This is a genomic window from Methylobacterium sp. Gmos1, from assembly GCF_053764715.1.
In genome coordinates this window covers 22,157-39,115 of the sequence record NZ_JBSNCC010000002.1, presented here as the reverse complement: position 1 = coordinate 39,115, position 16,959 = coordinate 22,157, and the positions used below count along the sequence as shown (strand labels likewise).

Here is a 16,959-nt window from a genome sequence, read left to right as displayed (position 1 = left end):
CAGCCGTCACGCCTCCCGCACCACCGCGAGGTCGAGGACGAGGTCGTGGCCCATGCGCCGGTCGGCCCGCAGCACGCCGATGCCGATGTCGAGCACCCAGAGCAGGAAGGTCGACAGCGCGACGTAGAACAGCAGCGCGTGCACGGCGGCGGTGATCCAGTCGATCGGCCCGCCGGTCGTCGCCCGCACCGCCCGCAGGCCCATCATCCGCATGCCGAGGGTGCTCTGGCGCGGACCGCCGACGGTGATCGCGCTGTAGAGGATGCCGCTCGCCGGCAGGATCGCGTAGAGCGCCCAGCCGACCCCGAAGGTGATGACCCCGAGGAGCGAGATCGCCAGCCACAGGAGGCAGCTGAAGCCGAAGATGAACAGGATGTCGAGCAGGTAGGCGATGAAGCGCCGCGACAGCGAGCCGTGCGCCACCAGCACCGGCGGCCCGGCCCAGCCGGAGCCGGAGCCGGACGGGGGCAGGGGGCCGCCGTAGCCGGGTTGGTAGGGTCCGCCCTGATAGGGACCGTTCTGCCAGGAATTCGCCATCGCGCTCGTCTCCGCCGTATCGCCCGCGGGTTAAGGTGGGCGCGGCGCAACCATGTCTCAAGGGCAGCCCGCGACGACGGCGCTCAGGCCCCGGTCGCCCCGTTGCCGTGCGGCCCGATCCGCCGCGGCTCCAGCCCCTCGCGGGCGAGCGTGTCGAGGATCTCGGCGGTGTGGCCGGGCCCGCGCGTCTCGATCGTCACGTCGATCGAGACGCTTTTCGCCGGCACGTCGAGATGCAGGCGGCCGTGCGAGACCTCCAGGATGTTGGCGCCGAGCTCGCCGAGCCGCCCGGCGACCCGGCCGAGCACGCCCGGCCGGTCGCTCGCGGTCATCCTGAACGAGATGATGCGGTCCTCGCGCTCCAGTTCGCGCACCATCACGGAGGCGAGCAGCCGCGCGTCGATGTTGCCGCCGCAGAGCACCAGCCCCACGGTGCGGCCGGAGAACAGGTCGGGCCGGGCGAGGAGCGCTGCGAGGCCGGCCGCTCCCGCGCCTTCCGCGAGGCTGCGCTGAAGCGTGGCGTAGTCGTGCACCGCCCGCTCGATCTGCGGCTCGTCGACGAGGACGATCTCGCGCACGAGGTCGCGGATGATCGGCAGCGTCAGGCGGCCGACGGTCTTGACGGCGATGCCCTCGGCGAGGGTCGGGCCGCCGATCGGCCGCTCCTGCCCGTCGATCGCGTTGAGGAAGGAGGGGTAGAGCGCGGCCTCCACCCCGTAGAGCGCCACCCGCGGCCGCAGGCTCGCGCCGACCGCGATGCCGCTCATCAGCCCGCCGCCGCCGATCGGCACGACGAGGCAGTCGAGGTCGGGGGCGTCCTCCAGCATCTCGAGCGCGATGGTGCCCTGGCCGGCCATCACCAGGGGATCGTCGTAGGGGTGGACCAGCACGAAGCCGTGCGCCTCGACCAGCCGGTCGACGGCAGAGGCCGCCTCGACCAGGGTCTCGCCCTCCAGCACCACGGTGGCGCCGTGGGCGCGGGTGTTCTCGACCTTCACCAGCGGGGTCGTCGCCGGCATCACGATGGTGGCCGGGATGCCGAGGCGGCGGGCGTGGTAGGCCACGGCTTGCGCGTGGTTGCCGGCCGACATCGCCACCACGCCGCGGCGGCGCTCGGGCTCGGAGAGGGCGCTGAGGCGGTTGACCGCGCCGCGCTCCTTGAAGGCGCCGGTCGCCTGCATGTTCTCGTGCTTGACCAGCACCCGCGCCCCGGTCAGCTCCGACAGGCGCGGCGCCGGCACCAGCGGCGTGCGCAGCACGTGGCCGCGGATGGTGTGGGCGGCCCGGACGACGTCGTCCGGGGTGATGGCGTAGGGCTGGCTCAAGCGGGAATCTCCAGGCGCGCCACTGTAGGGCTCGCGGGGCCGCGCGTCAGCCCGCCCCCGGCTCGGCCTGCGCCGCGTCCGGCGTGTCGAGGTAGTAGTGCTTGAGCAGGTAGAGCGCCGCGCCGCCGACCGGGCCGCGGTCGCTCGTCAGGCCCGAGAGGTCGGTGCGGCTCAAGCCGGAGAACTCGCAGACCGCGTAGCGCGGCAGCGGGCTGCGGCCCTCGCGCTCCTGCGAGAAGTCGATGCGGATGCTGCGCTCCTGCGGCCCGGCGGCCTCGCGCAGGACCGCGACGCGGGATCCCGTCGGCACCAGGGTCGGCAGGGCGCGCCGGCAGATCCGGGCCTGCTCGGCGTCGGGCGTGCCCGCGCAGGCGGCGAGGCCGAGCAGGGCGGCGAGGCCCGCGAGCCTCGCGCGGGAGCCCGGCCTCACCCGTCCTTTCCGTCTCACCCGTCCTTTCCGTCTCACCCTTGCCGCAGCCGCTCGGCGACCCGCGGGGCGAAGTAGGTGAAGACGCCGTCGGCGCCGGCGCGCTTGAAGGCCGACAGGCTCTCCATCATGGCGCGCTCGCCGTCGAGCCAGCCGTTCTGGGCGGCCGCCGCGATCATCGCGTACTCGCCCGAGACCTGGTAGGCGAAGGTGGGGACGGAGAACGTCTCCTTCACCCGGCGGATCACGTCGAGATAGGGCATGCCGGGCTTGACCATCACCGAGTCGGCGCCCTCGTCGAGGTCGAGGGCGACCTCGCGCAGGGCCTCGTCGGTGTTGCCGACATCCATCTGGTAGGTGCGCTTGTCGCCGACCAGCGTGACGCTGGTGCCGATCGCGTCGCGGAACGGGCCGTAGAAGGCGCTGGCGTACTTCGCCGCGTAGGTCATGATCTGGACGTCGCGAAAGCCCGCCCGGTCGAGACCGGCCCGGATCGCGCCGACGCGTCCGTCCATCATGTCGGAGGGGGCGATGACGTCGGTGCCGGCCTCGGCCTGGATCAGGCTCTGTTCCACCAGGAGCGCCACCGTCTCGTCGTTGACGACCACCCCGTCCTCCAGGAGGCCGTCATGGCCGTGGCTGGTATAGGGGTCGAGGGCGACGTCGGTGATGACGCCGATCTCCGGTACCGCCTTCTTCACCGCCCGCACGGCGCGGCAGACGAGGTTGTTGCGGTTGAGCGCCTCCGAGCCCGTCGGGTCGCGCAAGCTCGGCTCGACGAAGGGGAAGAACGAGATCGCCGGAATGCGCAAGGCGGCGGCGCGCTCGGCCGCCCGCACCGCTTCGTCGACGGTCAGGCGCTCGACGCCCGGCATCGAGGCGACCGGATCGCGCCGGTTCTCGCCCTCGATCAGGAAGATCGGCCAGATCAGGTCGTCGACGGTGAGGGTGGTCTCGCGCACCAGGCGGCGCGACCACTCGGCCTTGCGGTTGCGCCGCGGGCGCTGGGTGAGCCCGAGGGAGGCCGGCTCGGTCCGGGCGGCTTCCCGGGCGAGCGGCCGGGGCATCGGCTGGATCTGCGACATCCGGGGTCGGGCCTCCTCGCGGCCCGCCTTCGCGCCGGGCCTGTTCCAGATCAGTTTCTTCGACGTGGAATTCGTCCAATCCGGAGGTAGCACAGTCCGGACGGCGCCTGAACCCGGGCGCGGGTGCATGACAGGGTCGCGATGGAGGTTCGCGGGGCGCCGCGCCGTTGACGCGGCGGGCGACACCCGGTTAACCGCCCTTAACCGGGAGTGTGGACCATGAGCGACGCGGGCGTGACGGCGGACGATCCGGTTCTGTGCGAGCGGCGCGGGGCCGCCGGGCTCATCACCCTCAACCGGCCCAAGGCCCTCAACGCCCTCACCCTCGAGATGGTGCGCGCCCTGCGCGCCGCGCTCGATGCCTGGGCGGCGGACCCGGCCGTGACCCGGGTGGTGGTGCAGGGCGCCGGCGAGCGCGCCTTCTGCGCCGGCGGCGACATCCGCCGCATCCACCAGGAGGGCAGCGCCGGGCAGTACGCACAGGCCGAGGCCTTCTTTCGCGAGGAATACGAGCTCAACGCCCTGATCCAGCGCTATCCGAAGCCCTACGTCGCGCTGATCGACGGCATCGTGATGGGCGGCGGGGTCGGGGTGTCGCTGCACGGCTCGCACCGGGTCGCGGCCGAGCGCACCGCCTTCGCGATGCCGGAGACCGGCATCGGCTTCTTTCCGGATGTGGGCGCCACCTACGCCCTGCCGCGGCTGCCGGGCTTCGTCGGCACCTACCTCGCGCTCACCGGCGAGCGGATCGGCCAGGGTGACGTGCTGGCCTTCGGGCTCGCCACCCACGCCGCACCGGCCGCGCAGTTCGAGGCGATCCGCGACGCGCTCAGCGAGGGTGGGCCGATCGAGCAGGCGATCGGCCGCCACGCGGCGCCGCCCCCCGGCCCGCTCCACGCCGAGCGGGCGCTGATCGAGACCTGCTTCTCGGCCGACAGCGTCGCGGAGGTGCTCTCACGCCTCGACGCCGCCGGGTCCGCATTCGCGGACAAGACCGCGGCGACGATCCGCACCCGCTCGCCGACCAGCCTCGTCCTGGCGCTGGCCCAGATGCGCCGCGGCGCGTCCCTGTCCTTCCCGGAGGCGATGCGGCTCGAATACCGCATCCTGTGCCGGATCCTGCGCGGTCACGATTTCTACGAGGGCGTGCGCTCGGTGCTGATCGACCGCGACGGGACGCCGGACTGGCAGCCCGCCACCCTGGAGGCGGTGAAGGCGTCCGACATCGAGGCCCATTTCGCGCCGATGCCCGGCGAGCCGAGCTTCACCTGACCATGCGCAGCTTGAGCAAGGCCCGGGGCGGCCCGCGGCGGGCGGGGATCGAGGAGACGGCCGACCGCATCGAGCGCCGGCCGCCGCGGCCCGAGACGCGCTGGGACGTAGTCCTGGTCTGGCTGATGCGGGTCGTCGCGGTGGTCTGGATGGTCAAGGGCCTGAGCGCCTGGGCCGAGATCCTGGGCGCCCGCCCCAACGCCGCGCCGTTCGAGACCGCGCCGATCGGCCGGCAGGCGGTGATCGTCTATTTCGGCGTCATCAACCTGTTGGCGGCGGTGGGGCTGTGGCTCGCCACCGCCTGGGGCGGGGTGGTCTGGCTGCTCGCCGCCACCTCGGCGATCGTGCTCGCCCTGCTGACCCCGCAGCTGCTGCCGATGTCGATTCCGAGCCTCGCCTTCGACGGCATGATCATCCTGGTCTACTTCACGGTCTCTTGGTTGGCGTCTCGCGAACTACGCTGATCCTCAACCTTTCTCGAAAGTGAACGATCAGGTTCATCTTCGATTTACCGACAGAGGTAAATCGAGAATTTATCCTGTCGTTTAAACTCACATTCACGGGGCGCCCCTAATTTGAACTCATAAGCGGAGCGGGAGACACCGCCGAGCACCCCCGTACAGAGTGAGAGCGATCCGATGAAGACCCAGGCGACGAAGATGGCGCAGACGACCTCCGCTCCCGAGACCGAGACCGCGGTGCGCCCCCACTACCTCGAGGCGCTCCACCTGGTCGAGCGGCTGCACCGCCGCCTCCTCGACGTGATCAAGGACGAGTTCGAGCGCCGCGGCCGCGAGGACGTCAACAGCGTCCAGGCGCTGCTGCTCTACAACATCGGCGACAAGGAGCTGACCGCGAGCGAGCTGCGCACCCGCGGCTACTACCTCGGCTCGAACGTCTCGTACAACGTCAAGAAGCTGGTCGAGACCGGCTTCCTGCACCACGCCCGCTCGAAGACCGACCGCCGCTCGGTGCGCATCAGCCTCACCGACAAGGGCCACGAGGTGCACGAGATCGTCCGCGGCCTCTACGAGAAGCACGCCAAGACGATCCAGCCGATCGGCGGCATCTCCGAGGACGATTTCGGCCGCCTCAACCAGGCGCTGGCCCGCCTCGAGCGCTTCTGGACCGACCAAATTCGTTATCGCCTCTAACGCGCTAACCCACTCAAAATATTGAGTGATTTCTCCGTGCTACCCGGCAGCGAGTGGCACGGAGAAGTGATTCGGCGCAGGGGGTGGCAGGGGGTGTCCGTGCCACCTCCGTGCCAGTCCGTTTCACCCTCCTCGGCCAGACCGCGCTGGGCATTTTTCCCTTTGATCAGCACTTGCGCCGAGCAGGTTCAGTGCACATCTCAAGGGGGCGGACGGCCGGTAGCTCAGTGGTAGAGCTCCCAGTCGGTAACTGGGATGTCGCAGGTTCGATTCCTGCCCCGCCGGCCCGCAGCTCCTATGGCGGTGGCTCAATTGGAGAAAGCGGGGGCCTACTAAACCTCAGGTTGTGGGTTTGAGTCCCACCCGCCCCACCTATCTCCATCGCCTCCTAGCTATTCGCCCAGAGTCTCACACCGCCTCCTGGGGCGGGGCCGCGGCGGGAACGGGCGCGCGCCCCGCGAGGGCGGCACGTCCCGCCAATATCGCCTTTTCCCAGCTGGTGAGGTCTTCTGGCTCTGGGTCGGCCTCGAACTCCGCTTCTACGATTTCCAGCAGGGCCTCCAGCGCCGCCTCCAGCTCCTGCACTCGTGGGTCCGCTGTGACGGCTGCGCGGGTGTTCCATGCCTTGGCTGCTTCTTCAGCTGTCTTGTAGCGGTACATGCTTTGAGAGGCGCCACACACGCGGCACTCGACAAAGTCGTATGTCCTCGCGCGGCAATAGACTTCCGCGACACCATCGCAGAAAGGACACTTCTTCAATTCCATTGGTTTCTAATTTCTTTGTTTCTAATCTCGCGGGTGGGTGGGGTTCCCGCCCGCTAACCCTTGGCCGTCCTTGGGCGCCCACGATGCCAGCACAGGCGGGAGGAGTGGGGAGCGCGGAGACGCTCCGGCCATTACCGCCCTTCTTCGTAAGCGATAAAACGGTCAACCGTGTGAAAGTCAGCAGCCTCACTACTGAACCATCCGGCTGCATTCTCCGCCTCAATCCCGTTCTCATCCAGCCAGCCGCGATAAGACTCAGCAGCCTGACATTCCGACCAGTCAGTGAAAGATGCTCGGATGCGGGCAATCACTCCATCAAACACCGCCATTCCCTGGCGCTGTTCCGCCGTCGCAAAGGTATGCCAGGTCATCGCGCCTGCTCCTCGTCGGCGCGGCTCGGGGCTTCTTGGTCCGCTGCAAGCTGCGCCGCCACACGTTTGGCCGCTGCTAGGGCGTTTGGTGTGAGCAGTCGCTCCCAATGTCCCTTGCTCGGCGTCCACTTGAAGCCGTTACGCTTCAGCAGGTCGCGCACGTCGTCCTCTGGCTTGCCGTCGAACTCAAAATAGACCCGTTGCCACTCGGCGCTAATGGCATAGCGGTTGGACTCACTCACGGTGTCGCCCAAAGCTTCCAGGGTTTTTTCCGCCGTGGCGCTGTTCGGTGTGCGCAGGGTTCTGGCTGGGCGCTGCACGCGGTCTAGGAAGGCATAGTAGGCTTTGCCGTGCTTTTCCTCGCCAGCAAACGCCTTTTCATTCCGGCGTACATTGAAGTTAGCAGGGCCGGTAATCATGCTGGAAGCGCAGCGGCTCTTGGCGGCCATCCATGCGCGGAACAGGCTTTCATGTTTCACCGGGTCGCCGTGCTTTTCTACGGTTTCCGCGTTTTCAATGTAGGCTGCAATTTCCTGTTCAGCACGACGGTCCGGGCTAAAGCTCGTGTTGCGGTGGGCGCTATAGCACAGGTCATAAAGTGGGTGTTTCACTCATTTAGCTTCCTCTTCGGTTTTCTCTTTCGCCCGCTCGGCCCGCTTTGCTGCAATAAGCTCATGCGGGTTCGCTCGTTGAAGGGCGGCAAGATGCTCTCGGCGCGCGAGAATCTTTCTGACTTCTTCCGTGTCGCTTTCAGGGATACGCATCCACACGGTCGGCTCCCCATAGGAGCCGGACCCTTTAGGGCGTCCAGCTCCTTCTCTTTTCCCACCTTTAGGCATTAGCACCCCCACATCTGGCGGATTTTCTTCTCTAGGGCGAAAGCAGCGCGCTCAGGCTTGAGAATGGTCGGGTTCTTGCCGGTGAGGGCAAAGTATTCTGCGTTTTGTTCACGGAGAGCTTGCAGAACCGCAAAGGCTTCTTCAACGCTCATCGGCGCACCTTCAAGAATGGCCTTCCGCTCAGCGCGGAAATCAGCAATGTCCTGCTCATGCGCCCTTTCGATGCGGGCATTTTCTTGGCAGATTTGTTGTTGCAATGTTTTCTCTTTCCTTGGTGATTAGATATTAGAGCCATAATCATAAAGCGTCAACAACTATTATTCGATAAATGCAAAAAGGCGCAAAAGGGAGCAAAGCCCTAATCTTTATTGCCTTTCCATGCAGACAATATAGTTTGGCTATGTTGCATACCTTTTCACGGAGTCCATCATGGCCCCGAAAACCACCACCTTCGATGATACGGAAAGTTTCCTCGACCACTTCAAGGCTCTTGGCTTCGACGCCAAGAAAACCGTTCTGGCGGGCTGTCAGGCAGATATGGAGGCGACGATTGCGGAACGGCTCGCCGCTCTGGATGCCGAACGGGCGGAGCTGATGGCGCTGACCGGCAAGCCCGGCGAGATCGGCAAGGGCGACGAACCCCGTTCCCGGCCATCGGCTCCGCCGAAATACCGCGACCCGGTGACCGGCCAGACATCCACCGGCCGGGGGAGCTGGCAGAAGGCGGACTGGGTGCAGGCGCACCTGGCGCGCGGCGGCACCATCGAGCAACTGCTCATCGGTCCCGACAATCCCCTGCCGGAGCACCTGAACGGCGCGGCCCCTGCCGAGCACTGACCCTCAAAAGCGAAAAGCCCCGGCATCCACCGGGGCTTCTTCTCATTCACCAAAGAGGCAGAGGGGACACGGCGGCCTTGGTGGTTCCCGGACGTACACCACGTCGCGCTGGGCGAAAGGGTCGTAGAGCGGTCGGGCTGGCTTCGGTCTGGGCTTCGGGGCCACGGCCTTGGCCTGTGGCGGTTTCGGCGGTTCCTCCTTCGGTGTGGGGCACCGCTCGATGATGCGCTCCACCGTCTTTTCGATGATTCTTGGTTCCGGCCGTGGCGGCGGGGGTGGCGGCGTCTCGTAGACGATGCGGGGCGGCTCCGGCGGCTTTGCCGGAGGGGGTGCCTCCACGGCCCTCACCGGGTCGGCCGGGCGTGTCGCCAGGGCTGTCCCGGCCCCGCCCAGGACCAAGCCAAGGGCGAGGACGGCGGCACGGCTGGTGAGGATGCGTCGGGCGATGGGCTGGCCCTCGTGCTCCTGCGGGTCCTCTAGATGCTCCGTGTCCTGCTGCTGAAATGTCGGGGGTGGCTGCACGGCTGCCTCCTGTGTCGGTGGCGGCAGCATTTCAAAGAGAGCGACGCCTGCTCAGGGTTCGACAGGGGGCATGTGGGAGCGCGAGAGCCGGAAAGGGGATCGCGCGAAGCGTCGATTCCATGGAAGCCGGAGTTCCCGTCGCGGGCGGCGGGTCAAGGCCGGAGAGCGAAGCGTGCCTTGAGGCGTCGTTCGGGGCGGGATAGTAGAAAACCCCGGCGAACCGGGGTAATCGCTATGCATGGCCTTCTGCGTCCTGAGCCAGAAGCAACGGCTTCGCCTTCTGGGCTTTCCCGTTCTTAATCCTTTCCAGGTGGGGCAGGATGGCCGGGCACAGGTGTAAGGCGGCCAGGTTATAGTGCACGTCTAGCATCACGAACATGCATTCCATCGTGTAGAGCTGCTTCTCCGTGGGGTCGTCGCCTTCCACCTCGATGATGATAAGGCGGCCGGGCTTCCGGCTTCCATCAGTCCGCATCGCGTAGGATGCGCCGGTCCGGTCTATCCACACGGCCACATCGGGGTTGTAGGCGGGGACGCCCATCCTAAAGAGCACTCCATAAGCAGGTAGTTCATCCATAGGTGCCTCCAGAAAAGAAAAGGCCCCTGCGAGGTTCGCAAGGGCCAATCGGCTATTGGTTCGGGCTGGTTGGCCGCTTAAGCCTGCGCCGGGCAGATGGGATCACCTCCTTCGGCTTCTTAACGTGGCCAGTATGGCAGCGCGTTCTGCGGGGGCCATTTGCTCGATGTAAGAAAGACATTTGGTTGTGATGTGCGACCAGTAATCCTTTCTCCGTTCGGGGTGCCGTATCCTGATTATCAAGATAATCATCGTACTCCTTTCAGAATCTGATTGCTTGGTGGCGCATCAGGCGGCTGTACTGCTGCTCCCAGAGGATTTTCCAGGCTTCTTCGTAGGAGAGCAGTTTCGAAACCTCGCCGGGGCAGTGAAGCCGGGCGCGGTACGGCGGGGCCGGTTCGACCTCCATCCAGAACCCCGAGGGGCTGGGCGGGAAATGCGCCGGGGGCGGTCCGGTGTAGGGCCGGGAGAAGTCGTTCAGACCTTCTCGCGGCTGCTGTTCACGGACTGCTGGGCCTGCGTGACCTTGGCGAGGTTGCGGGCCAGACAGCCACCGGGACAGACTTCTGAGCATGTGCGGGCCACATTCGCTGCGATGTGGTCCATGTTGTCACGGACGTAATCGACGGCGGAGGTGCAGCCTGGGGGCGATTGGGTGCGGGTGATGTCGGTGGGCGGCCATGTAGACCGCCTCCGGTTTGCAGCGGAAGTTTTCATAGATGATCCTCATGCATTGCTGCAGAGGCAGCGTCTAATAGCTGAGATGTGCTGTCGAGCGCTTTAGAGATGCATGCGAGAGCTTTAGGCAGCAACATGGGGCACGAGAGCCCTGGCAATTGCTAGGGGACAACACTAACCTTAGCGATAAGATGGGCTGGATGCGGGGAGAGCTGCAGCGATGTCTGAGGGGGCGAGTGATCAGAAGCCGACGAATCCGGTAGTGAAGTGGCTGGGTATCGCAACTGCCGTCGTGCTCGGCGCGGCTGGACTGATTGAGGGCTTGAAGAAACTCGACGATGCTTACGAGCTTTGGACTCCTAAGCTCAAGCCAGTGCCAACCTTTCCCAGGTTCTATTCAAAGAGAGTTCCCGGCGGTCATACAGCAGATGAATTTTGCAAACCGCAAAGGGATGTGTATGCGCAACAAAACCCGGATTTTGATATAACTTATATCGTTCTTCCAACGCCAGCCGACTTCGACTTTTTTCGACACGCGACTTATGTGTTTCAATGTGAATTTGTAGCAAAGCAAAAATCAAAATAAGTTTGAATGACATATAATTTGTGTCATGTTTGAGATAGTGGGCGGGTTGCCTCCAGCACCCGCCCCGGCAATTTTTAAGCTGGAGGTGCCAAACAAATACGAAAGCTGGAGACGTGGATGCACATGCATGCGCAAAAGAACGCCCAATCACTGAGTTTGACTTGCTGGGGGCTCAACGATGAGCCTTCCCTACGAAAACGCCACCAGCGGTGCATCAGCCCGCGCTGAAGCCACGAAGATCCTGCGCCGCTTCGGCTGCGATCAGATCGGCTTCATGGATGATTTCGCCACCCACACCATCATGCTGCAATTCCGCTGGCGCGGGCATCCGGTGGAGTTCCGCGTGTCGGCCGGGGGATGGGCCGCGCTCTATCTGAAGGCCAATCCCTGGAACAGCCGGAGACGCGGAACACCGGCTCAGTGGGAGCGCGCGGCGCTCGATAAGGGACTGCTGGCGGCGGACAGCATCATCCGTGACTGGGTGAAGGGCAACGTGACCGCTGTGGAGTCCGGCGCGCTGTCGTTCGGCCACGTCTTTGCGGCCTACCTGCTGGACGACAACGGCATGCCGCTGATCGGCGCCGAAGCCGTCAAGCAGCTGGGGATGAAGGCATGAACACCTTCTTCTCGTGGCAGCACGCCGTTCGAGACTCCAAGCTCGAACCGACCACCAAACTTGTCTGCTACACCATCGGCCTGCGCATGGCGGCGGACGGGACCGGTTGCTTCCCGTCCTACTCCCTCATCGCGGAGGAGAGCGGTCTCAGCCGCAGCACCGTCATCGATCACATCGGCCGCGCCGAGCGCGCCGGGTATCTGGTGAAGGAAAGCCGGGACCGTCCGAACGGAAGCGCCACCTCGAACATCTACCGCCCCTGCATGCCGGGGGGTGGTCCGGGAAATGGACCAGGGGTGGTCCGGCAGCTGGACCAGGGTAGTCCGGGAGCCGGACTAGGGGTGGTCCGGGAGCTGGACCCCCATAACAAACCATCTGAACAGACCAAGGAACAGAACACCCCCCAACCCCCTGTTGGGGAGCCTTGGGTGTTCGATGAAAAGTTCCAGACTTTCATGGCGGAGTTCCAGAAGGTAGCGCCGTCCCACCGCGTAGACCCTGATGACGCTTTCCGTATTTGGGGGCGGAAGGGTGGCTGCCACTCCTACGCCGACCAGATCATCCAGGCAGTCAGGGCGTTTGCTGGTTCTCAAGGCTGGAAGAAGGATGGTGGGCAGTACATCCCCACCATGTCCAAGTTCCTGAGCAGCGGCATCTGGCGCAACCCGCCTACATCAATCGATTACAAAAACCACGACTTCTTTGCACACCGGAGGAACAAACAATGACACCGCTCGACAAAATCAACGACCTCTTCATCGCCCTTACGGAGCGCTATGGTGCCTTTGAGCTCAAGCCCGGCCAGCAGCTGGATCGTATCGCGGACTCGTGGTGCGCCTCGGTCGGCGCCTACTCGATGAAGGACATCAATCTGGCTCTCGCCACCTGGGTACGCACTTCCAAGTTCGCCCGCTGGCCCGAGGAAGGGCAGATGCTGGAGCTGCTGCGCCAGTGCGGATGCGAGCCTGAGCGGGACGACACCACCCCGGCGGAGTGGAAGGAGGCCGAGACGAACGGCGGCGTCTGGTACGCCCACACACTGCTTAAGGCGCCCATGCCGGACGGCTGGACTCGCCTGGACGTGTCCGCCTGCATCGACGCCATGCTCCAGCGCTTCCACTACAAGACGGCGAAGAGCAACGCGCACTCCCGCCTTCTGGCTCGTGCGTGGAAAGCCGGGGCGATGCAGCCGGCGGCCTGGGACCTTCATTGCGCCCGCTGGTACGCCGAGCACCGGGAGAAGCTGCGCAAACATCAGGAGGAGGTTCAGCGCGTCGGTGTCCGCCGTGCCTACGAGCACCTGGCGTCCCGGAGGGCTGCATGAGCCGCCGCGGCTCCAACTCGGCGGGGTACGCGCTCGAGAACGGGGTCGCTCAGCTCCTCGCTGTCTACCAGGCGCAGGGCAAGCTGCAGTTCCAGCAGAACTTCAACGGCGGCCGGTTCGACCCGAAACGAGGGGTTTTCCTCACACCCTCGGGGCCCGGACGGGTAGACGGTGTGCCGGACTTCACCTGCTCAGTCGCACCACACGGGCGCACGGTGCATTTGGAGTGCAAGGCTGGCACCGCACGCCAGACGGACGCCCAAAAGGAATTCCAGCGCGTTTCCGTGCTGATGGGCGCCCGCTACCTCGTTATCCGGTCCGTGGACGATGTGGCGCGGGTACTGACACCGGCGAACGATAATCGGCCTTGAAAACTTGGCCGTAGCCTGCGGTAATGGTTGCCGGGTAGCGCAGGGCGCCACAGCAGAGCGAACATCGCGGCATGCCGACTTATACGATTGAGAAGCTGAAGGCGATGACGGCTAATGAACGTCTCTCGCTGAGAAATAACGCGCTGGGAAAAGGTACGCCGGAAGCTCTGGCGATTGTGAAGCAGATTGATGAACTGAAATTGCCTCTCGGTTCAGGCGGGCTGACTGAAGATCATCCGCTATACCAGGAAATGTACGCGATCATCATGTCGCCAGAGGCAAAGGCAGTGGCGCTAGAGGCCGTCGAAGCCGGTCTTCCAGCAATGGCCGGGATTGACCCTCTGCTGCAGAAGCGCATGGGCAAGCGTTACACCAACGAGCAGCAGATGACGGTCAACGCCGGGTATATCACAGGCAGTGTGATGATCAGCGCGGGGTACGAAAAGGACAAAGAGGGCGTCCCGTTGCCGAAGGGTTGTGTCGCCAGGTCGTCCACGACTTGGAAGCACAAAAAATCCTTAAAGTAAATTCCGTACGGTTCTCATGCCTCAGCAAAAGATCGCCTGGCGGCATCACTATCTCCCCGAATTCTACCTAAAGCGCTGGACTTCAAACGGTAAGCTTGTTGAGTTCAGCAGACAGTACAAGGATGTTGTGAAGCCGCGGTACTGCTCACCGCGGGCAACCGGTTTTGTAAATGCTAAGGAGTTTTTGGCCGACCTGCCATTGATCGAGAAGGCGTTTTACGAGGAAAAATTTTTCTCGCCCGTCGATAGCAAGGCGGCCGATGTACTGACGAAGATGGAGAGTAACGCACAAAAATTTACGGCGGAAGAACGCACGGCGTGGGCACAGTTCGTTATGACATTGGTTTTTCGTCACCCAAGTTATATTCAAAACCTGCGGGCACGGCTGCATGAGAATATGCTTGTCATAACACCAGAATCTGAGAAAGACTGGCGGAAGAGGAGGCAAAAGAACGATCCGCTCCGCCTAGTAGATAAGATTCGGCAGGAGCTTGCACAAAATTCGGAGGAGCTGAGCCGCCATTCTCTTGAACTTGCCAATGCTATGATGGCGAGCCAGCGAATCGGCACCCACCTAGTCAACATGATTTGGGGGCAGTCGCCGATGCACCCGCTAGCACCGGCCTTGTTCACATCGGATCGTCCAGTCTATTGGCACGGCGCCCTGGAAGAAGATGATTGCCACATTATGATGCCGGTAAGTCCCAAGCGAGTATTTTGGGCCGTCAACAAATCAGCGATGTCAGATATTATCAGGCGAGTTCATAACCAGGACATGGTGCGGTTCATGAACGAACAGGTTACACGCCGCTCACTAAAGTACGTGTACGCGATGGGGGACCGCGAACTGCCTTATCTACAAGAATTTATGGGTGTCAATCCCGAAGAAACCGTGATCGATCTTTTCCTCAAGCCGCGTTCCTACAAAGAGCACTTGCAAGCAAAGATCGAGGTTCAGCGTGGCAGGCGACGGATACGGCCAATGCTGAAGAACGGAAAGCCGCGCTAACAACCACAGCGCACCAGCTGCACCGTGATTGTATCGCCGGTGATCTCTGTGCGATAGGTGTGGCCAAATTTCCGGCGATAGTAGCGACACAGGCCTGATAGGCTATTGCGCTTGCGGACCTTCTCCGCGTCAGTGAAGCTGGAGCAGCCCACCGTGAAGCTGTCGCCGACCTGGTGAAGGTGGTCAAATCGGTATGCGGAAAGGGGGCGCCGGCCGCGCCCCTTGAGCAATTCGATTTTCTTGGTCTTGGCTTTTGTCATCGTGCTTTCTTTACGTCGTCGTTACTCTGATCTGTCGGGGTGATGACCGCGGTATAGACGTGCCTCATCTCGGCCCTGCACTGGAAACCTTTCAGGAAGGTGAGAGGTCCGGCAAGTGCATACTGCTGGCGGGCGAAATCTTCCTCAGCCTGCCTGAACGCGATATAGGCTTCCGTCTCGGTGTTCCTGGCGTCCACCCAAGCCTTCTGAGCGGCGTTGCGCCGCTCAAGGGCTTCGGTCAGGGCCTTTTCAGCCTCAGGCGTGAGCATCGGCGTCGGCCAGTTCGCCAGCGGACAGCTCAGGCTGGTCCGGGTCCGGTGACGGCACCTGACGATCCATGTTGTTCTTCTCATCGTAGGTGATGAGGTAGCACCAGCTGCCCTGCGCGTTGCCGATGTCCGCGATGTTGTTGGTCGTCTTCTGCGCGGTCAGTTGCACCTTCAGGCTGTCTTTCACCTGCAGGCTCTCGATGGTCGTGCGGATGACCTTCCGGCCGTCCGTGACGAGGTGCTGGATGATATTGCGCACCACGTCGCCGCTGAGGTTGTCCACCTGGTAGATGATACGCTCCTGCGTCTCCTCGCGCAGGCTGCGCCAGCCGGGGATGTTGCGGACGATGGTATGCATGTGGTCCAGCAGGTACTGGCGCGCGCTCTCCTCGGCTTCGAGGACGGTCTGTTGGGAGATGGTCTCCACGTTCTGGTCAGTCATGTGTCGGTCGTTTCTTGATTATGGTTTGGGGTTGAGTGGGAGGGGCTGAGCCCCTTCCCATTAGAACGGAATGTCGTCGTCAAACGGCACATCGTCGCTAATTTTCATCGGCGAACCACCAGTAGCCTGAGCCTGCCCGGTGAGGGCGGCGTACTCCGGCGATTTGCGGATGGTCTCCTTCATCTTCTCGGACAGGCCGTCGAAGAGATGCGGCTGGAACTCGCCCGGCTCCAGGGAGAGGTAGATGCTGGGGTTCTTCTGGACCGGGGGCGCCATGCCTGCGATCAGCTTGCTGATGCCGTTGATGGCCATGTAGTCGCCGTCCTGCACCAGCGTCAGGATGCAGGGAACGCCGAGCATTTTCCGCAGGTCAAACGCTTCGAACTCCTCGTCCGTGAAGGACTTGGACCGCCATGCCTCCATGAACGGTCGCAGGGCACCTTTAGGGTGGGAGCTGAGGGTGAAGGTCATTCCCTGTGACATCGGCCGCCCATCGTCCATCTGGCAGTCCTCGCCATGCAGCTCAAAGCGCATGTTGATCTTGCGTTTCCGGGTGATGCGGCCTTGGTAGTTGCCCTCCTGCGTGCCCAGATCGATGAGGCTGTACAGGATGGCTGGCTGAGGGCCAGCCGGAGGTTGTCGGTAGCTGCCGCCGGATTTCTGCGGTTTCATTTTCTTCGTGCTTTCGTTCGTTATTGGCCGAACAACGCCGCCATGGCGTCGATCTCGGCATCAGTCATGGGCGGGCAGCGGCGTTCAATCGCCAGCTCCACCATCATGGCCGCGTATTCATTGGGGCTCGGTCCATCCGCGTCCCCAAGGTGAAGCGTGTGTTCTCCCATCTCGTTATCCTTCCTTGGTGGAAGAACATTGTGACAACACAGATATGTCGTCAACAAATAAAAGTGAAATAAATGTGAAATATTGTTTGACGATGACTGGAACCTGCCTCACCTTGGGGCCACAACAAGGAAGAATAAATAAATGGACCGTCATCTAACCAGCCACGCTGCTCACCCGATCATGCAGGAAAAGGACGTGCCCGGATGGGCTGTGCTGCTGGCAACCGGTGTGGTGGCCTTTACGGTCATCGGCCTGCTGAAGTTCGGCTATGCCGCCACCGGCCTGCTGCTGAGCGTGGCTGCGGCTCAAATCTAAGGGAGAGA

The 16,959-nt window shown here is 63.5% G+C and carries 27 protein-coding genes and 2 tRNA genes; 14 read left to right on the top strand and 15 right to left on the bottom strand.

Features of this window, described 5'->3' with window-relative positions:
* Nucleotides 1-6: 6 nt before the first annotated feature.
* The 4 genes from ACS5PV_RS03270 to hemB form a co-directional block, all read right to left on the bottom strand.
* On the bottom strand, nt 7-537 hold the full coding sequence (locus ACS5PV_RS03270; protein WP_455393947.1) for an RDD family protein: 531 nt from the start codon (nt 535-537) through the stop codon (nt 7-9).
* An 83-nt stretch (nt 538-620) separates the two neighbouring features.
* Nucleotides 621-1,862, bottom strand: coding sequence for a threonine ammonia-lyase (locus ACS5PV_RS03265; protein ID WP_455393946.1), 1,242 nt, complete (start codon nt 1,860-1,862; stop codon nt 621-623).
* A 46-nt stretch (nt 1,863-1,908) separates the two neighbouring features.
* Nucleotides 1,909-2,292 carry a hypothetical protein gene (locus ACS5PV_RS03260; protein ID WP_455393945.1) on the bottom strand — a complete coding sequence of 128 codons (384 nt, stop codon included), beginning with the start codon at nt 2,290-2,292 and terminating at the stop codon, nt 1,909-1,911.
* A 32-nt stretch (nt 2,293-2,324) separates the two neighbouring features.
* Entirely contained in the window at nt 2,325-3,374 is a 1,050-nt protein-coding gene (hemB, locus tag ACS5PV_RS03255) for a porphobilinogen synthase (RefSeq protein ID WP_455393944.1), read from the bottom strand.
* 219 nt (nt 3,375-3,593) lie between these two features.
* Here hemB and ACS5PV_RS03250 point away from each other — a divergent pair, with 219 nt between their 5' ends.
* The 5 genes from ACS5PV_RS03250 (at nt 3,594) to ACS5PV_RS03230 (ending at nt 6,171) form a co-directional block, all read left to right on the top strand.
* On the top strand, nt 3,594-4,646 hold the full coding sequence (locus ACS5PV_RS03250) for an enoyl-CoA hydratase/isomerase family protein (RefSeq protein WP_455393943.1): 1,053 nt from the start codon (nt 3,594-3,596) through the stop codon (nt 4,644-4,646).
* Between the two features lie 2 nt (nt 4,647-4,648).
* Nucleotides 4,649-5,110: a DUF6163 family protein gene (locus ACS5PV_RS03245; RefSeq protein WP_455393942.1), complete on the top strand. Its 462-nt coding sequence runs from the start codon at nt 4,649-4,651 to the stop codon at nt 5,108-5,110.
* A 174-nt stretch (nt 5,111-5,284) separates the two neighbouring features.
* A complete protein-coding gene (gene ldtR, locus ACS5PV_RS03240) occupies nt 5,285-5,800 on the top strand; it encodes a transcriptional regulator LdtR (protein ID WP_455393941.1) in 516 nt (171 codons plus the stop codon).
* A 213-nt stretch (nt 5,801-6,013) separates the two neighbouring features.
* A tRNA-Thr gene (locus ACS5PV_RS03235) sits at nt 6,014-6,085 on the top strand.
* Nucleotides 6,086-6,099: 14 nt separating this feature from the next.
* Nucleotides 6,100-6,171 (top strand) — tRNA-Ser (locus ACS5PV_RS03230).
* Nucleotides 6,172-6,208: 37 nt separating this feature from the next.
* On the opposite strand, the gene ACS5PV_RS03225 is transcribed toward ACS5PV_RS03230, so the two are convergent.
* From ACS5PV_RS03225 to ACS5PV_RS03205, 5 genes are all read right to left on the bottom strand, one after another.
* Nucleotides 6,209-6,565, bottom strand: a complete 357-nt coding sequence (locus ACS5PV_RS03225) for a Lar family restriction alleviation protein (RefSeq protein WP_455393940.1) — start codon at nt 6,563-6,565, stop codon at nt 6,209-6,211.
* Nucleotides 6,566-6,696: 131 nt separating this feature from the next.
* Nucleotides 6,697-6,936, bottom strand: a complete 240-nt coding sequence (locus ACS5PV_RS03220) for a hypothetical protein (protein ID WP_455393939.1) — start codon at nt 6,934-6,936, stop codon at nt 6,697-6,699.
* Complete coding sequence (locus ACS5PV_RS03215; RefSeq protein WP_455393938.1) at nt 6,933-7,547, bottom strand: hypothetical protein; 615 nt, start codon at nt 7,545-7,547, stop codon at nt 6,933-6,935. Before ACS5PV_RS03215 ends, ACS5PV_RS03220 begins: the two co-directional genes overlap by 4 nt.
* Nucleotides 7,548-7,700: a hypothetical protein gene (locus ACS5PV_RS03210; protein WP_455393937.1), complete on the bottom strand. Its 153-nt coding sequence runs from the start codon at nt 7,698-7,700 to the stop codon at nt 7,548-7,550.
* Between the two features lie 74 nt (nt 7,701-7,774).
* Nucleotides 7,775-8,032 (bottom strand): hypothetical protein, encoded by a 258-nt coding sequence (locus ACS5PV_RS03205; RefSeq protein ID WP_455393936.1) that lies wholly within the window; start codon nt 8,030-8,032, stop codon nt 7,775-7,777.
* 172 nt (nt 8,033-8,204) lie between these two features.
* On the opposite strand from ACS5PV_RS03205, the gene ACS5PV_RS03200 reads away from it, so the two are divergent.
* Entirely contained in the window at nt 8,205-8,612 is a 408-nt protein-coding gene (locus ACS5PV_RS03200) for a hypothetical protein (RefSeq protein ID WP_455393935.1), read from the top strand.
* Between the two features lie 754 nt (nt 8,613-9,366).
* On the opposite strand, the gene ACS5PV_RS03195 is transcribed toward ACS5PV_RS03200, so the two are convergent.
* Entirely contained in the window at nt 9,367-9,675 is a 309-nt protein-coding gene (locus ACS5PV_RS03195; RefSeq protein WP_455393934.1) for a hypothetical protein, read from the bottom strand.
* Nucleotides 9,676-10,609: 934 nt separating this feature from the next.
* On the opposite strand from ACS5PV_RS03195, the gene ACS5PV_RS03190 reads away from it, so the two are divergent.
* The 7 genes from ACS5PV_RS03190 to ACS5PV_RS03160 all read left to right on the top strand — a co-directional run bounded on the left by ACS5PV_RS03190 (nt 10,610) and on the right by ACS5PV_RS03160 (nt 14,822).
* Entirely contained in the window at nt 10,610-10,975 is a 366-nt protein-coding gene (locus tag ACS5PV_RS03190; protein ID WP_455393933.1) for a hypothetical protein, read from the top strand.
* Nucleotides 10,976-11,153: 178 nt separating this feature from the next.
* Nucleotides 11,154-11,591, top strand: a complete 438-nt coding sequence (locus ACS5PV_RS03185) for a hypothetical protein (RefSeq protein ID WP_455393932.1) — start codon at nt 11,154-11,156, stop codon at nt 11,589-11,591.
* Nucleotides 11,588-12,319, top strand: coding sequence for a helix-turn-helix domain-containing protein (locus tag ACS5PV_RS03180; protein ID WP_455393931.1), 732 nt, complete (start codon nt 11,588-11,590; stop codon nt 12,317-12,319). The genes ACS5PV_RS03185 and ACS5PV_RS03180 overlap by 4 nt, the downstream gene beginning before the upstream one ends.
* Complete coding sequence (locus ACS5PV_RS03175) at nt 12,316-12,915, top strand: hypothetical protein (protein WP_455393930.1); 600 nt, start codon at nt 12,316-12,318, stop codon at nt 12,913-12,915. The genes ACS5PV_RS03180 and ACS5PV_RS03175 overlap by 4 nt, the downstream gene beginning before the upstream one ends.
* Entirely contained in the window at nt 12,912-13,286 is a 375-nt protein-coding gene (locus tag ACS5PV_RS03170) for a hypothetical protein (RefSeq protein ID WP_455393929.1), read from the top strand. Before ACS5PV_RS03175 ends, ACS5PV_RS03170 begins: the two co-directional genes overlap by 4 nt.
* Nucleotides 13,287-13,357: 71 nt before the next feature.
* Nucleotides 13,358-13,813: a hypothetical protein gene (locus ACS5PV_RS03165; protein WP_455393928.1), complete on the top strand. Its 456-nt coding sequence runs from the start codon at nt 13,358-13,360 to the stop codon at nt 13,811-13,813.
* A 16-nt stretch (nt 13,814-13,829) separates the two neighbouring features.
* Nucleotides 13,830-14,822, top strand: coding sequence for a DUF4238 domain-containing protein (locus ACS5PV_RS03160; RefSeq protein ID WP_455393927.1), 993 nt, complete (start codon nt 13,830-13,832; stop codon nt 14,820-14,822).
* Here ACS5PV_RS03160 and ACS5PV_RS03155 read toward each other — a convergent pair.
* From ACS5PV_RS03155 to ACS5PV_RS03135, 5 genes are read right to left on the bottom strand one after another with little or no spacing between them, the layout of a single operon-like run.
* Nucleotides 14,819-15,082, bottom strand: coding sequence for a hypothetical protein (locus ACS5PV_RS03155; protein ID WP_455393926.1), 264 nt, complete (start codon nt 15,080-15,082; stop codon nt 14,819-14,821). The two genes, ACS5PV_RS03160 and ACS5PV_RS03155, sit on opposite strands and share 4 nt — an antisense overlap.
* Nucleotides 15,079-15,351 (bottom strand): hypothetical protein, encoded by a 273-nt coding sequence (locus ACS5PV_RS03150; protein WP_455393925.1) that lies wholly within the window; start codon nt 15,349-15,351, stop codon nt 15,079-15,081. The genes ACS5PV_RS03155 and ACS5PV_RS03150 overlap by 4 nt, the downstream gene beginning before the upstream one ends.
* On the bottom strand, nt 15,338-15,793 hold the full coding sequence (locus ACS5PV_RS03145; RefSeq protein WP_455393924.1) for a hypothetical protein: 456 nt from the start codon (nt 15,791-15,793) through the stop codon (nt 15,338-15,340). Before ACS5PV_RS03145 ends, ACS5PV_RS03150 begins: the two co-directional genes overlap by 14 nt.
* Nucleotides 15,794-15,853: 60 nt before the next feature.
* Nucleotides 15,854-16,465, bottom strand: a complete 612-nt coding sequence (locus ACS5PV_RS03140; protein WP_455393923.1) for a phage replication initiation protein, NGO0469 family — start codon at nt 16,463-16,465, stop codon at nt 15,854-15,856.
* A 20-nt stretch (nt 16,466-16,485) separates the two neighbouring features.
* The gene (locus ACS5PV_RS03135) at nt 16,486-16,635 is read right to left on the bottom strand and encodes a hypothetical protein (RefSeq protein ID WP_455393922.1); all 150 of its coding nucleotides are present in this window, start codon (nt 16,633-16,635) and stop codon (nt 16,486-16,488) included.
* Nucleotides 16,636-16,777: 142 nt separating this feature from the next.
* Between ACS5PV_RS03135 and ACS5PV_RS03130 the strand changes: the two genes are divergently transcribed.
* Complete coding sequence (locus ACS5PV_RS03130; protein ID WP_455393921.1) at nt 16,778-16,951, top strand: hypothetical protein; 174 nt, start codon at nt 16,778-16,780, stop codon at nt 16,949-16,951.
* The last annotated feature ends 8 nt before the right edge of the window (nt 16,952-16,959 follow it).

Coding starts and splice junctions, on each gene's coding strand:
- ACS5PV_RS03270 (WP_455393947.1), bottom strand. CDS start 537: ATGGCGAATTCCTGGCAGAACGGTCCCTATCAGGGCGGACCCTACCAA.
- hemB (WP_455393944.1), bottom strand. CDS start 3,374: ATGTCGCAGATCCAGCCGATGCCCCGGCCGCTCGCCCGGGAAGCCGCC.
- ACS5PV_RS03250 (WP_455393943.1), top strand. CDS start 3,594: ATGAGCGACGCGGGCGTGACGGCGGACGATCCGGTTCTGTGCGAGCGG.
- ACS5PV_RS03245 (WP_455393942.1), top strand. CDS start 4,649: ATGCGCAGCTTGAGCAAGGCCCGGGGCGGCCCGCGGCGGGCGGGGATC.
- ldtR (WP_455393941.1), top strand. CDS start 5,285: ATGAAGACCCAGGCGACGAAGATGGCGCAGACGACCTCCGCTCCCGAG.
- ACS5PV_RS03225 (WP_455393940.1), bottom strand. CDS start 6,565: ATGGAATTGAAGAAGTGTCCTTTCTGCGATGGTGTCGCGGAAGTCTAT.
- ACS5PV_RS03220 (WP_455393939.1), bottom strand. CDS start 6,936: ATGACCTGGCATACCTTTGCGACGGCGGAACAGCGCCAGGGAATGGCG.
- ACS5PV_RS03210 (WP_455393937.1), bottom strand. CDS start 7,700: ATGCGTATCCCTGAAAGCGACACGGAAGAAGTCAGAAAGATTCTCGCG.
- ACS5PV_RS03200 (WP_455393935.1), top strand. CDS start 8,205: ATGGCCCCGAAAACCACCACCTTCGATGATACGGAAAGTTTCCTCGAC.
- ACS5PV_RS03195 (WP_455393934.1), bottom strand. CDS start 9,675: ATGGGCGTCCCCGCCTACAACCCCGATGTGGCCGTGTGGATAGACCGG.
- ACS5PV_RS03190 (WP_455393933.1), top strand. CDS start 10,610: ATGTCTGAGGGGGCGAGTGATCAGAAGCCGACGAATCCGGTAGTGAAG.
- ACS5PV_RS03185 (WP_455393932.1), top strand. CDS start 11,154: ATGAGCCTTCCCTACGAAAACGCCACCAGCGGTGCATCAGCCCGCGCT.
- ACS5PV_RS03180 (WP_455393931.1), top strand. CDS start 11,588: ATGAACACCTTCTTCTCGTGGCAGCACGCCGTTCGAGACTCCAAGCTC.
- ACS5PV_RS03175 (WP_455393930.1), top strand. CDS start 12,316: ATGACACCGCTCGACAAAATCAACGACCTCTTCATCGCCCTTACGGAG.
- ACS5PV_RS03170 (WP_455393929.1), top strand. CDS start 12,912: ATGAGCCGCCGCGGCTCCAACTCGGCGGGGTACGCGCTCGAGAACGGG.
- ACS5PV_RS03165 (WP_455393928.1), top strand. CDS start 13,358: ATGCCGACTTATACGATTGAGAAGCTGAAGGCGATGACGGCTAATGAA.
- ACS5PV_RS03160 (WP_455393927.1), top strand. CDS start 13,830: ATGCCTCAGCAAAAGATCGCCTGGCGGCATCACTATCTCCCCGAATTC.
- ACS5PV_RS03155 (WP_455393926.1), bottom strand. CDS start 15,082: ATGACAAAAGCCAAGACCAAGAAAATCGAATTGCTCAAGGGGCGCGGC.
- ACS5PV_RS03150 (WP_455393925.1), bottom strand. CDS start 15,351: ATGCTCACGCCTGAGGCTGAAAAGGCCCTGACCGAAGCCCTTGAGCGG.
- ACS5PV_RS03145 (WP_455393924.1), bottom strand. CDS start 15,793: ATGACTGACCAGAACGTGGAGACCATCTCCCAACAGACCGTCCTCGAA.
- ACS5PV_RS03140 (WP_455393923.1), bottom strand. CDS start 16,465: ATGAAACCGCAGAAATCCGGCGGCAGCTACCGACAACCTCCGGCTGGC.
- ACS5PV_RS03135 (WP_455393922.1), bottom strand. CDS start 16,635: ATGGGAGAACACACGCTTCACCTTGGGGACGCGGATGGACCGAGCCCC.
- ACS5PV_RS03130 (WP_455393921.1), top strand. CDS start 16,778: ATGGACCGTCATCTAACCAGCCACGCTGCTCACCCGATCATGCAGGAA.